The following is a 13,583-nucleotide window of genomic DNA, read 5'->3' as shown; positions in this document are numbered from 1 at the left end:
CACATTTTTAATGTGTGATAGATGTTTTAGGCGATAGAATCGCCAATCTCATGGATCCTCGTTACAAACGAGGACCATTAGGACTGATGAAGAGGATGAACAAATTGGATTTTATAATATAATCATGACCCTAAATAAAATTTACAGTTATAACATAAGGTGCAAAATTTTACTCACTCTTGCTTTGATAAGCACTACTGCGTTACAGCTATTGGCACAAAATAGTGGCATAGCCGCTACACTTTCTCCAATTCCGTCATCCTTACCAAATAGCAATAAACCGGCTATTTCTTTAAACGGCGACTGGAAATTTGCACAAAGCAACAAAAAGGGGAACATTAAAGTACCTGGCGAATGGGTAATGCAAGGTTATACCGTGAATACTGGCGAAACTGCCATTTATAGCCGAGAATTTAGCATCCCAAACGCCTGGACAGGCAACCGCATCAAATTGCGTTTTGATGGGGTAAGCTCGCATGCACTTGTTAAGGTTAATGGCAAAAAACTGGCGGAGCATGAAGGTAGTTTTGTTCCATTCGAAATTGACATTACCGATGTACTTAAAACCGGGAACAATGTACTGGAAGTAGAAGTACAGGCAAATACCATTAGTGATATTTTGGCCTGTACCTCGCAATATGCGGTACATACTGTAGGAGGCATTTTGCGTAATGTAACCTTGTTTGCCTTACCAGAGGTTAACCTGGCCGATTTAACAGTAGTTACTACATTGGATAAAACATACAGCAATGCCACTTTAAACCTTAAAGCATTGGTGAATAATCAGGGGCAAAATGCAGCAGCGGGGCAAATTCTTTATACTTTAACAGATGCAACTGGTAAAAGTGTTACTGTGGTTAAAACACCTATACCTGCAGTATCTGGTCAGAAATCTGCTGTATTAAATACTGATATTCCGGTTAAAAATGCTATAAAATGGAATACAGACAAACCCTATCTATATACCTTAACAACGAGTCTGATCATGGATGGTAAAGTCACCCAAACCAGCACACAGAAGATTGGTTTCAGGCAAGTTGAGGTAAAGGCTAACCAGGTTTTTGTAAACGGAATGCCCATTAAATTAAGAGGGGTGAACCGCCATTCAGTTCATCCTTTAACTGGTCGCAGCATTAGCGATAATCTGGAATTAAAGGATGCCGAATTATTTAAACAGGGCAATTGCAATTACATCCGTACCTCGCATTACCCACCTAGCGAACGTTTTTTGGCCATAGCCGATAGTATTGGTTTATTTGTAGAAAACGAAAGTTCGTTAACCTGGATACAGCATGGCGCTTCGCCGATCTGGAAGTTATGGAATTATAAAGACGAGAAATTTTATCCTTATATGCTGGCGGCCAACATCGAAAAAATGCAGGCGGGTAAAAATCATGCATCGGTAATTATCTGGAGTTTAGGGAACGAAAGTTATTGGAGCCCGTTATGGGATAAAGTATACCGCGAAGCTAAAAAATTAGATCCCACACGGCCTATCTCTTTTCACGACCAATGCTGGGGAGGTTTTAACAACGGAGGCAACAAAGTTGATATCGCCAATTACCATTACCCGGGTATTAATGGACCGGCTGCTACCGACACCATGAAAAGACCTACCTTATTTGGCGAATACGCACATCTCAGCACCTATAACCGTCGCGAATTAATAACCGATCCGGGTGTGAGAGCGAGTTATGGTCCCGTTTTGGTGAAAATGTACGATAGCATGTATGTACACAAAGGTAATTTAGGCGGCGCCATCTGGAGTGGTATTGATGATACCTTTCATTTGCCGGATGGCAATATTGTTGGTTACGGTCCGTGGGGGCCAATTGATGCCTGGCGCAGGCTAAAACCCGAATATTGGGGCATGAAAAAGGCATATGCTCCTGTAGTGATCAAAAACGTGTTTCAGCCGAGCGTAAAAAATGGTAAATTGGTACTGGAAATAGAAAACCGTCACGATTTTATTTCATTAAAAGAGGTAGAAATCAATGTTAAGGTTGATGGTGTGCCCATCCGCTTAACATCGGCCATTAAAGCACATGGCGAAGGTGTTTTGCTGGTGTCTGTAAAAGAGACCACAAAAGAAGTTTATATTTCATTTAAAGATCCATCTGGTAATGTGGTAAATGAAGAGCTTATGGTTCTAAAACCAGTTGAAGAAAAGATTAACACCAACAAGGTTGCACTTTCGTTTACTGAAAATGAAATGGCTTATTTTGTGGTTCAGGGAGCGGTAAACTATACCATTAACAAAATTACAGGTGTAATAACCGGCGCAACAAACAATGGTGAAAAGGTTTTAGAACAAGGCCCGGTGTTTAGTGTGGTGCCCATGAACAGTGAGGATGGGGGTAAACCCAATGTAGCTGGCGAAACGTATCAGAATAACATTTATCCCATCAAAAATTATCCATTGTATACCATTTTCGCCAATGAAATTAAAGTGGGCCAAACAGCTGATTCAATTACTTTCAACATCAAAGCAACTTACACCAATGGAGAGGGCAATTTAACCTATACATTTTCGGCCGATGGCAATACCAGGGTAGCTTATGAAGTGAAAACCACCTTGGAAAAACCTTATCAATACGGAATGATTTTCCAGCTGCCGAAAACTTTTGAAACCTTGAGCTGGAAACGCAAAGGCGAATTTACCGTTTATGCAGCAGAAGACATTGCCCGCGATAAGGGAACTGCTAAATTAAATGCCAAATGGTTGCCTGGTGTGGAAGAATTTGGCAAACCAGGCGCCAGGTTGTGGAAGGATGATGCCAATGAAATGGGATCGAACGATTTTAGATCAACCAAACAGCATATACTACAGGCACAATTGAGTGATGGAAATAAGGGTATCGTTATTCAATCCAATGGTAAACAGGCTTCGCGGAGCTGGCTGCAGGATGAAAAAATACAACTATTGGTAGCCGATTATTGGAACAATGGCTCCGAACCATTTTACGGTTCACCATTTACCGATGGAAGGATCAATATTAAAGGGAAAACACTAAAGGGATCTGTAAATTTTAGGTTGCAGTAAATGACTATTCATTGAAAGAATCCCCAGGTTGGTGGCGCACCAACCTCATAAGGTAATTAATTAAACGGGCTGGTGGGTCACCAGCCAGGGAATAGTTTAGTGACAGTTGCGATGAATCGTCATTTCGACCGCAGTGGAGAAATCTTTTAAACATAATCTAAAGATCTCTCCCCGCCTGTATGGGCAGGCATTCCGTTGCACTTCATCCGATAGCTATCGGATCGAGATGACGACCGATTGTTTTGTCATCCTGAGCCTGTCGGAGGTTTTAGTAAAATCCGATTGGCAAAAAATTAATGGTATTGAATAATAAAACTAAAGGTTGACCATAACATCAATCTGATAAAATAAAAAAACAACAAAATGAAAATAACAGATGTAAAAGTATGGCTGGTTGAAGGCGTAAAATACAACTGGACCTTATTAAAAATATATACCGATACCGGGCATACCGGAGTAGGTGAGGCAACAAACTGGCCGGGCAGTCCGATTGTTTTTGAAGCCACCAAACATGTTGGTCAGCGCATTATCGGGCTCGACCCCATGAAAACGGATTTTATATGGACCAAGCTTTACCGCGATTTAAACTGGATGGGGCCTTTTGGCGCCAGTATGTGTGCCATTAGTGGTATCGATATGGCGCTACTCGATTTAAAGGCGAAGGTATTGGGGGTGCCCTGTTACGAGCTTTTAGGCGGGGCTTTTAGAACAGACATTCTGCTTTATGCCAACTATTGGTTTACAGGTGGGGGGCACAATACCGAAGATTATGCTGCTCAGGCAAAAAAGGTTAAAGAAGCAGGTTTTACAGGTCTTAAATTCGATCCCTTTGCACATACCAATTATTTGTACGGCGAAGATTTATCCTCAAACCTACAGCTTACAGCTCCTCAGCAAGACCTGGCATTTAATGTAAGTAAAGCCGTGCGTGATGCCGTAGGTCCGGAGTTTGACATCATGATTGAAACCCACGCCATGTTAAATTATCGCGTGGCCGTAACCATGGCACAACGGCTTTCTGAACTGAACATTACCTGGTATGAAGAACCTGCAGGGCCAGAGAATGCCAATACCTTAAAGGCAATGAGAGACCGTATTCCATCAAATGTTTCGATCTGTGTAGGTGAGCGCCATTATACGCGTCATGGTATCCGCGATGTATTGGAGAAACACATTTGCGACATTATGATGCCTGATATTACCCGTTGCGGCGGGCCATCAGAGATGAAAAGAATGGCCACCATGATGGAAGCTTACAATGTACTCCTGGCACCACATAACCCTAACGGACCGCTCTCTACGCTGGCTTCGGCACAGGTTTGTGCTTCGGTACCGAACTTTTTCAGACAGGAATTTATGTTTAACGATGTGCCCTGGCGTGATGAAGTAATTTCGCATCCCATTGCAGATATGGTACAGAACGGGCACCTTAAACTCAGTGATAGGCCAGGTTTGGGCGTCGATTTAATTGAAGAAGAAATGGAAAAACACCCGGGTGTTTTAATTCCAAGAGCAGGATTTTACGTGTAGCATAAAAGGCAAAAAAGAGCATGGCATTAACAATAGATTTAAAAGGAAAGATTGTTTTGATAACCGGTGTTACTTCGGGTATTGGATTGGGGATTGCCAAAATGATGGCCAAAGCAGGTTGTACCGTAATCGGATGTGCCGAACACAGTGAAATAAGTGAGGTAGCTCAGTATTTTTTGGCAGAAATGAAGTCTTTTGACATAGAAACCGACTATTTCAAAACCGATATGACCTCAGCTGAAAATATTGAATCGCTGATTGCCGACATTACCAGTGGTTACGGACGGCTGGATATTTTAGTTTCGAATGCCGGCCAGAATGTATTTAAGGGTACGGAAGATTGTAGTGAAAAGGATTGGCAGTTTAATTTGGATTTAAACCTGTCTGCGCATTGGAGATTGGCCAGACACTGCAAATCGTTATTGTCGGCAAATAAAGGAATCATCATAATAATGGGCTCTAACCACGCTTTTGCTACCATTCCCGGTTGCGCACCATATAATATTGCCAAAACGGCCTTAACGGGTTTAGTTCGAAGCCTGGCTATAGAATGGGGGCCCGATATCAGAACGGTTGGCATTGCGCCAGGTTTTATCGATACCCCCGGAAACCAGCAGTGGTTCGATTCTTTTGAACAGGCTGATGAAGAAAGGCAACGGACCATCAACCTGCATCCCGTAAAAAAACTAGGCACCGTAGAAGAGATTGGGGGCTGGTGTGTCTTTTTATCGAGCGAATACGCTGCTTTTGCATCGGGTGTGACCTATTTAATAGATGGGGGACGAAGTGCTTTGATGCAGGATGTCATTTGAGATGTGAGAATTGAGACAGGGAATTTGAGGGCATGAAATAAAAAAGAGAATTGGGTTTACAGCAAATTTTAAACTATAGATGAATATTTGGAAGCCTGATGTGCTTTATAAGGCAGATTTAATTTTAGGCGAAGGTGCCCGTTGGCATGCTGAATGGCAAAAATTCTTGTTCATTGATATCAAAGGTAAGCTGCTTGGTACCTGTGATCCGGTAAATGGAAAAGTAGAAACCCGAAAATTACCGGCTATGCCTGGTATGTTGGCGCCTGCCGAAAACAATAAACTGCTGGTGGCTTTGCAAGGCAAAATTGTGTTATTGGACCTGGAAACAGGTAAAACAGTAACACTGGCTAAATTTAAAGAGGACGCCGAAAACCGGAGTAATGATGGGGCCTGCGATGCTTTGGGCAGACTTTGGGTGGGTACCATGCATGTTGATGCCAAACACCACGCGGGTAACCTCTACTGTTATGATGGGAAATTGGTGAAAAAAATTACAGGTACAAGTGTATCTAACGGCATTTGCTGGTCGCCAGATAACCGCACCTTATATTACATCGATAGTTTTTTGTACCACATTAAAGCTTTTGATTTCGACTTGTCGACAGGGAAAATGAGTAATGAAAGGGTTGTGGTAGAAATCACCGAACCGAACGTGGTTGCCGATGGCATGTGTATCGATAGCGAGGGGATGCTTTGGGTAGCCATGTGGGGCGGAGCCTGTGTAAACCGGTATAATCCGGCCAATGGAATTTGTATCGATAAAATTGTAGTTAATGCACCCCATGTAACCAGTTGTGCCTTTGGGGGTAAGTTAATGAACCAAATGTTGATTACCACGGCAAAAGATGGCTTAAGCGAAGATGAACTAAAACAATATCCGCACAGTGGTTCCTTGTTTATGATCAAATTAAAGGTAACCGGCCTGCCAACGGCTGCCTATAAAACAATATCGTGATTGCTTTGATGCTTATGCCCCTCAAGTAAATTACACTAACCAAATAACAATCTTTTAATATGAAACTGGAGCTTATAGATTATCTGATTATTGCCCTCTATTTTGCAATTGTAATGGGCATTGGTTTAGTGCTCAAAAAGAAAATAAAAACAGGGAACGACTTTTTATTAAGTTCGCACAATATACCGCTTTGGATTACCTGTTTGGCCTTTATCTCCGCCAATTTAGGTGCACAGGAGGTTTTGGGAATGGCTGCCAACGGCGCAAAGTATGGTTTGTATACCATGCATTTTTATTGGCTGGGAGCTGCTTTGGCCATGATCTTTTTAGGGGTATACATGATGCCCTTTTACTATGGCAGTAAAGCACGCAGTGTACCCGAATATTTGAAATTGCGTTTCGACGAGAAAACCAGGACCTTCAATGCGCTTACTTTTGCCGCAATGACTGTTTTTTCATCCGGAGTATCGTTATACGCACTGGCCATGCTGATGAAAGTGATTTTGGGATGGGATTTCGATCTTTCGATTTGGCTGGCGGCAGGTGTCGTATTGGTGTATACCTTCTCCGGAGGTTTAACCGGTGCCATTTATAACGAGGTTTTGCAGTTTTTTCTGATCATTATCGGGATAGCACCCTTGGTGTATATTGGATTAGATAAAGCTGGTGGGATAGCCGGAATTATACAACATGTAGATGATGCCAAACTGCATGTTTGGAAGGGCTTAGGCAGTCCGGCGAACAACCCCATGGGCATTGATGCCTTCAGTATGGTTTTTGGATTGGGCTTTGTTTTGGCATTTGGCTATTGGTGTACCGATTTTTTAGTGGTACAGCGTGCAATGGCTACCCGAAACTTAAATGAAGCACAGCGTACTCCTGTACTGGCGGCTTTCCCTAAAATTTTGATGCCTGCCATTGTAATTCTTCCCGGTATTATTCTATTGGCTTTACAAGGTCAGTATTCGGGTTTCGAATTGCCTGTTAATGTAAATGGCGATAAAGATTACAATATGGTACTGCCTTTATTGTTGCAGAAATTGTATCCTAGCGGTTTGCTTGGTTTAGGCATAACAGCATTAATTGCTTCTTTTATGAGTGGTATGGCAGGTAATGTTACAGCCTTTAATACGGTGTTTACTTACGATATTTACCAAACCCATATCAAGAAAAAAGCTTCTGATCTACATTATTTAATGGTAGGAAAGGCCACCACCATTGCCGGGATATTAATTTCCATTGCTACTGCCTATGTGGCCCGCGGCTTTAACAGCATTATGGACTTATTGCAACTGGTGTTCAGTTTTGTTAATGCACCCTTATTCGCCACTTTCTTTTTGGGCATGTTCTGGAAACGCACCACTGGCCATGGCGCTTTTTGGGGATTGCTTTTAGGTACAAGCGCTGCGGCAATCACACATGGTTTATCGGTGGCCGAAGGCAAAGGCGGCTGGTTGGTACATGCATTCGATTTTTACTCGGCAACAGGGCAGGCTTTTACCATTGCTTCCATCTCCTTTACGGTATGTTTGCTGTTTACGATCGTAATTAGTTTATTTACCAAAGCAAAGGATGAAAAAGAATTAGTAGGCCTGGTATATAGCTTAACCCCTAAACAGGATTTAAAAAGCAAAACCTGGTACACCAATCCACTGTATTTAGGACTTATCGTGCTGATGATTACGATATTTTTCAATATCCTGTTTTTCTAAAATAAATATGGTGGCTTGCCTGTTGAGGCAAATGAACAACTTAAATTCACTGTGGAAGTGAATAACATCAACCGGAAGGCAAAGCGACTAACCGGTTGATGTTATAAAAAATGGATATTGTTTTAAACCTCTGGTTTCATTTTAACCGACATGTAGAGCCAGTTTTTTACTTCTTCTTCTAAAGCAATCCCTGGGTTAAAGGCTGAGGCAACAATGGCCATGGGATTAAAAGTTTTGCTGTTTAATACCATTTTATATGGGTCGTGAAATACGGCACCTATAGCCACTAAACATAACGTGCCTTTTGGTAAAGGAAAGCTAAGAGTCTGGCTATCGCTCAGTGCTCCTTTTTTAAGCACTACACTTTCTAAGGGATAAACCATCCAAAGCCCTTTTTCCAGGTTAAATTGAACCACTTGCATTTCAATTGTACAGGTATTGGCCTTAGGTGGGAAACGCAGGTCTTTTGGAACTGCAAATTCTGGAATGCGGACCTTCACTTCATCTGCAGTAAATGTTGTTTCGGGCATCATCAATACACTTTTGTTTAACACCGAAGCCAGATTAAAGTTGAATCCGGTTAAACGGTCAAAACTTTGTTTGGCCAGTTTAAAGGTTCCCTCTGGGGTAATGGATTGGTACAGGATTGTAGAAATATCCGAATTCATCCGGTTAACCATCCTTCCATCGTAAAAACCTGTTAAAAGATGAAAAGACATTCGGATGTATTTGGAGAGGGGACTGATATAATTGCCAAAAACAGAGGCGCTTTTTTTAGTTGCTTCCGTTTGTTTTACATTTCCCCTTCCCGGTTTCGATCTTACAACATTAATGTTGCCCTGTTTGCTAAACGATAAATTTCCAATAGAACCACGTAAGCTCTTTCCATCCAATATGGCCATAACTAACAATTTATGATGATCAAATATTGCCAAAATGCTTTACGCTAATACCTGAAAGTATTATGGTTAATACATTGTAGTACGCTAATTTACTACAAATCTGATTAAAAACCATATATAGTCCGCATTTTTGATGTAAAACGCGGATTATACGCGGACTTGCTGCGGATTTAGGGTTAGTTTAATCATGAGATGATGGCCCGCTAAAATAAATCAGGCAGGCTTAAACACAGGTTTTTTATTTTTGGTACTGCGGCTTAAATAAAAAAGCCCAAGGTAAAAATAACCATGGGCTTCGGATGGAGAGCGATAAAGTTTAACGTTTAAAAGTATCCTTTTTAGGCACAATAAAAGTATCAATGGCGTCTTTTTGGGGCTTGTAAGTAGTTTGATAAAAAACATCCGTTCCCGTTTTATAGTCATTTATCCTCGTTAATACCGATGAAGGGTCTGTCACCTGTAACGATTTAGGCTGGCCGTTTATATCTGTATATTCTACGGTAGTAAAAATTGCAGTCGGATCAATCCCCTGCCAATCTATTGTTAAAATCTTACTTGTCGCATCGTATTTAGTAGTTGCCGGATTAAACACCCTGTTTACAATTGATGAAGCATAATTCTCGCCAAATACAGTACCATTGATGTAGATAGGTATCGACATGTTTCCATTATTGTCGAAAGTCCTGATTTCGAAGTTAATCCCTCCTTCGGTCAGGTTATCGATGATTAATTTTACCTCATCTATACCACTGGTACGAACAATTGTTTTTTCGACCATGTTTTGTTTGCCATTCCAGAATACCTGGTATTTTACAATTTTAGGGTCTGAGGTAAACAGGCCATATACCATTACGCGTTTGTTTCCTGCCAAAACTTTTGCAGAATCCAGTATACCTGGGTAGGATATTTCTTTATCTCCCTGAAATTCCCCTCTGTAATCGTCTATTTTTGAACAGGCACTAAAAGCCAAAAGGCCAAGTAATGCGAAAGACATCCATATATTTAATTTCATCTTTATAAGTTGTTAATCGTATGTATCATTTTAATTTTTGCTGCCATAAACCTCTATCTGCGTACCCATAATGGCATAAGTATTTTCCCAGTTGCGGGTAGATTTTATGCGTAAATACCTAAATGCAGGCAAACCAGGCTCAAACTCTGTAGGCCAGCCAGCCAGGGCAGAGGCAAGATCTTCGGCAGTTTCGTTACCCGAGGGTAGGCCTGATGGCTTTACAACAGATTGTGTAGCCAGTTTAGTCCAGCCATTATAACTGCCGTCGGCAGGAGGATTGTTTGTTGCCCAGATTTCGAAGTCCCTAAGATTGGCCCTTACGTAATATTTATTCCCTGATTCGGTTCTTGGAAAGAATAAAAACCTGCTCAATGCCCTGGTTACCCCTAAATCGATGGTGATGGTTTGTGGTGTAGTTACACCTTCTAAAGTAAATGCCCTTGGCCATGTTGCTGTGGCATAACTGCCATCCCACAGGTAACTTAAAAATGTCCCATAAGCCATTGTTGCGTCGCCCGGTAAATTGTAGGCAGAGAATTTTGATTTTTCCAATAATCCTTCACTATAGGGCGTGAGCTTGGTAAATAAGGTGTCGGTGTGGTTGCCAAAACGATCCATTACCACAAAACCAAAGTTGGTTGGTACCGATTCCTGTCCCCTTAGCGTAGTATTACCTGCTAAGGTTTGGGTATAAATTTTATCCAACGTTTTGATTACACCATTATCACTCTTGATCAGTGGGGCAATGATAACAGCCGCACGGTCGGGGTTGGTGAATTTTAAATTTGGCCCTCCAAAACCGGCAATAATATTCAGATTTTCAAAAACCTGCTGTATGGCTGATTTTAAGGGTTTGATTTTTACAGTTATTGGATCAGACATCACTTCGCTTTTGGTAACAGCATACAGTGTGATCTGTTGTTCATCTGTAGAGTTGTAGCCATCAATAAGTAATTGGTTGGTGTAATAAGAACTTACCACCTCTCTTTTGATACCCGGGCGTATTTCGTATACCGCTTTAATGTAAGACAGGCCTTCGTTCGAGGGCAGGGTATAGGTGAGTAGCGCTCCACCGCTTTTATTCAGTACGGTAACATTCGTTACTGTTCCTGGTTTTTCACTACTGTTTTCGATAGGACCGTTAAGGATATCATTTTTACAGCCAAAGGTTGTAAAAGCTACAATGAGCAACATCGCGCAAAATTGTAGTGTTTTTAAATTTCTTTTCATTTTACCTAGAATTTTACCAACCCGGATTTTGAACCAGGTTTTCATTTACCAATAAATTACTTTCTGCAATTGGCCACAGATAATCTCTTGGGGCCACAAAACGTTGTGTATAACGGGTGATAATTCTGTAATATAGCGTTGGGTCGGCCTGGTCTTTATCCCAGCCCTGTACATTGCCGTTAAGTTCAGTGCCTGCTGTTTTCCATCTTCTTAAATCCCAGAAACGGCTGCCTTCCAGCGCCAGCTCAATGCCCCTTTCCTGACGGATGATGCTGCGTAAACCCTCTTTGCTTTGATATTTGCCTGGATTGTTTGAAAAATCTGTCCATGATTTTTGAACAGTTGGCAAACCCGAACGATCCCTGATCTTATTTAAATAATCGTAAACAATGTTGCCTGGACCTGATAATTCGTTCAGTGATTCGGCATATAACAGGTAAAGATCGGCTAAACGGAACATGGGCCATGGATACCGCTCTGTACTGGTAGAGTTGTTTGCAGCCCAGTTAAACTTCCAGTTGACCAGCTTTTTCGCGTAATAACCTGTTGGCGGTTGTGGCGTTCCATTACCTGCTCCGCCTAAACGCACCTGCAAACTAAATGTTCCCTCATCGCTTCGGGTTAAACTTCCTTCCTGATACCAGATTCCGCCATCAAACCCTAAAGTAGCATAAAACCGGTTTTCGCGGTCGAAATTAAGTCTCGATGAGGTATAACCTACTAAATTGTTAAACCGTTCTTTGTTTACGCCGGCCCTTAGTTCTGATCTGTTACTAAAATTGAGTGTTTTATCTTCATTGGTGGGTACACCATTGGTGGTATAAAATAGATCAGCGGTTTTTAAGGTTACGCCTACATCAGCAATTGCACCATTACTTGCCCCATATCTGCCATCAAAGTGGCCCACAGTAACATATTGCAGGTCGGTGGTGCCGAGTGCGGGGTTACCCCAGATCAATTCAGAATTTTGCCATTTTTGACTTACTGCATTGCGCAGATTCATCTGTTTAATCGTAGTATCACTTAACTTGAATATCGAAGTAGGGAATTTGTACAATTGTATGCCTACGCCCTCGCATGAGGTAATGGCTGCTTTACACGCTAAAGCTGCTCTTTCCCATTTTTTTGAATCGTAAGTTGTATTTACGAGCAATACACCTTGTTTATCTTTAAAAGTGTTGTAATCGGTATTGCCGTTAAATAACGGACTTGCTGCCAATACCAAAACACGCGCTTTCATGCTCAGGGCAATTGGACGGGTTATCCTGCCCAATTCATTATTGGTGTTTTGAATTACATCTGGCAGGTTTGTAACGGCCATATCGAGATGTTTTACAATAAAATTGACAACACTGTCAACTGGCATACGCCTCACCTTGGTGTTTTCTATAGGGCCATCTACAGGTGCATTTTGTTCTATTGTGGGGATTGGGCCATAGGTACGTAACAGGATAAAGTGATAATAAGCCTTTAAGAATTCACCTTCGGCAATCCATCTATTGCGTTCATCTAAACCAATATCAGGCACCTTGCTCATATCGCGCATGTTTTCCAAAAAAACGTTGCAATCCCTTATCGCCCGGAACATTGATGGTGCATAAGCGCCGCCATCCCAGTAATTATAATAGGGTGCAACTACCGTTTGGTTACCACGTGGTATATTGGAGCCAAAATCATTCGATCTGCTCGGTAGCGGCACACACATTTCATCTCCACCCAAAAACGCAGGATTTGATGAGGAGCTGCCATCGTTCGGTAGGTACGAATAACAGGTAAAGAGATATTTCTCTGCCTCGGTACGTAGGGCAAAGGCATTCTCTATTTTGGGTAAATTATCTGGCACCACATCCAAAAAGCCTTTTTTACAACCCATCACCAGTAAAATAATACAGGCTATAAGGGCAGGTGTGGTTTTATATATGTTATTCTTTTGAGTCTTCATTTTACATTATCAAATAAAATTGTTAATCTGGTTAAATGCCAACCTTTATACCCAGGTTATATACCCTTTGTAAAGGGTAACCTAAGCCATTACCGGCCATTTCGACTTCCCACAGTTTAAAACTGCTAACAGCAAACAGGTTTAAGCCACTCAAGTAAAACCTGGCGCTATTTAAACCGATTTTTTTGGCTAATCTTTCGCTAAAGTTATAGCCCAGCTCAACCTGCTTTAGTCGTAAAAAATCACCTCTTCTTAACCACCATGATGAGGCTACCGAATTATTGGCAATCACTTCACTGCTTAACCTCGGCCAAAACGCATAAGCATTTCTGTTGTCTTCGCTCCAATGGTCCTGGGCAATAATATCGAGCAGGCCCGACTGGGTACCGCCAATCGTTACGAAAGGCGCAATACCTTCTACGTTTTGCGTATCTGCGTTACG

Annotated in this window: 9 protein-coding genes and 1 pseudogene; 5 read left to right on the top strand and 5 right to left on the bottom strand. The window is 41.7% G+C overall.

The genetic code is table 11. From position 1 onward, the window contains the following. Positions 1-124 precede the first annotated feature (124 nt). The 5 genes from R2S57_RS29605 to R2S57_RS29585 all read left to right on the top strand — a co-directional run bounded on the left by R2S57_RS29605 (position 125) and on the right by R2S57_RS29585 (position 8,055). Complete coding sequence (locus R2S57_RS29605) at positions 125-3,043, top strand: glycoside hydrolase family 2 TIM barrel-domain containing protein (protein WP_316848515.1); 2,919 nt, start codon at positions 125-127, stop codon at positions 3,041-3,043. Between the two features lie 363 nt (positions 3,044-3,406). Beyond that, positions 3,407-4,573: a mandelate racemase/muconate lactonizing enzyme family protein gene (locus tag R2S57_RS29600; protein WP_316848514.1), complete on the top strand. Its 1,167-nt coding sequence runs from the start codon at positions 3,407-3,409 to the stop codon at positions 4,571-4,573. Positions 4,574-4,593: 20 nt separating this feature from the next. Next, a complete protein-coding gene (locus R2S57_RS29595) occupies positions 4,594-5,385 on the top strand; it encodes an SDR family NAD(P)-dependent oxidoreductase (RefSeq protein ID WP_316848513.1) in 792 nt (263 codons plus the stop codon). 79 nt (positions 5,386-5,464) lie between these two features. Next, positions 5,465-6,343: an SMP-30/gluconolactonase/LRE family protein gene (locus tag R2S57_RS29590; protein WP_316848512.1), complete on the top strand. Its 879-nt coding sequence runs from the start codon at positions 5,465-5,467 to the stop codon at positions 6,341-6,343. Positions 6,344-6,402: 59 nt separating this feature from the next. After that, a complete protein-coding gene (locus R2S57_RS29585; protein WP_316848511.1) occupies positions 6,403-8,055 on the top strand; it encodes a sodium:solute symporter family protein in 1,653 nt (550 codons plus the stop codon). Positions 8,056-8,177: 122 nt separating this feature from the next. On the opposite strand, the gene R2S57_RS29580 is transcribed toward R2S57_RS29585, so the two are convergent. The 5 genes and pseudogenes from R2S57_RS29580 to R2S57_RS29560 form a co-directional block, all read right to left on the bottom strand. Continuing rightward, on the bottom strand, positions 8,178-8,957 hold the full coding sequence (locus R2S57_RS29580) for a hypothetical protein (protein WP_316848510.1): 780 nt from the start codon (positions 8,955-8,957) through the stop codon (positions 8,178-8,180). A 316-nt stretch (positions 8,958-9,273) separates the two neighbouring features. Next, the gene (locus R2S57_RS29575; protein ID WP_316848509.1) at positions 9,274-9,969 is read right to left on the bottom strand and encodes a DUF4998 domain-containing protein; all 696 of its coding nucleotides are present in this window, start codon (positions 9,967-9,969) and stop codon (positions 9,274-9,276) included. Positions 9,970-9,999: 30 nt separating this feature from the next. Continuing rightward, a complete protein-coding gene (locus R2S57_RS29570) occupies positions 10,000-11,199 on the bottom strand; it encodes a DUF5000 domain-containing lipoprotein (RefSeq protein ID WP_316848508.1) in 1,200 nt (399 codons plus the stop codon). 13 nt (positions 11,200-11,212) lie between these two features. After that, positions 11,213-13,141: a RagB/SusD family nutrient uptake outer membrane protein gene (locus tag R2S57_RS29565; protein ID WP_316848507.1), complete on the bottom strand. Its 1,929-nt coding sequence runs from the start codon at positions 13,139-13,141 to the stop codon at positions 11,213-11,215. Positions 13,142-13,172: 31 nt separating this feature from the next. After that, a pseudogene (locus R2S57_RS29560) lies at positions 13,173-13,583 on the bottom strand (SusC/RagA family TonB-linked outer membrane protein); the annotation flags it as partial.

The sequence above is a fragment of the Pedobacter psychrodurus genome (assembly GCF_032678585.1).
GTDB lineage: Bacteria > Bacteroidota > Bacteroidia > Sphingobacteriales > Sphingobacteriaceae > Pedobacter > Pedobacter psychrodurus_A.
This window is presented reverse-complemented; position numbering and strand designations above follow the sequence as displayed.

Coding starts and splice junctions, on each gene's coding strand:
- R2S57_RS29565 (WP_316848507.1), bottom strand. CDS start 13,141: ATGAAGACTCAAAAGAATAACATATATAAAACCACACCTGCCCTTATA.
- R2S57_RS29590 (WP_316848512.1), top strand. CDS start 5,465: ATGAATATTTGGAAGCCTGATGTGCTTTATAAGGCAGATTTAATTTTA.
- R2S57_RS29580 (WP_316848510.1), bottom strand. CDS start 8,957: ATGGCCATATTGGATGGAAAGAGCTTACGTGGTTCTATTGGAAATTTA.
- R2S57_RS29585 (WP_316848511.1), top strand. CDS start 6,403: ATGAAACTGGAGCTTATAGATTATCTGATTATTGCCCTCTATTTTGCA.
- R2S57_RS29595 (WP_316848513.1), top strand. CDS start 4,594: ATGGCATTAACAATAGATTTAAAAGGAAAGATTGTTTTGATAACCGGT.
- R2S57_RS29575 (WP_316848509.1), bottom strand. CDS start 9,969: ATGAAATTAAATATATGGATGTCTTTCGCATTACTTGGCCTTTTGGCT.
- R2S57_RS29600 (WP_316848514.1), top strand. CDS start 3,407: ATGAAAATAACAGATGTAAAAGTATGGCTGGTTGAAGGCGTAAAATAC.
- R2S57_RS29605 (WP_316848515.1), top strand. CDS start 125: ATGACCCTAAATAAAATTTACAGTTATAACATAAGGTGCAAAATTTTA.
- R2S57_RS29570 (WP_316848508.1), bottom strand. CDS start 11,199: ATGAAAAGAAATTTAAAAACACTACAATTTTGCGCGATGTTGCTCATT.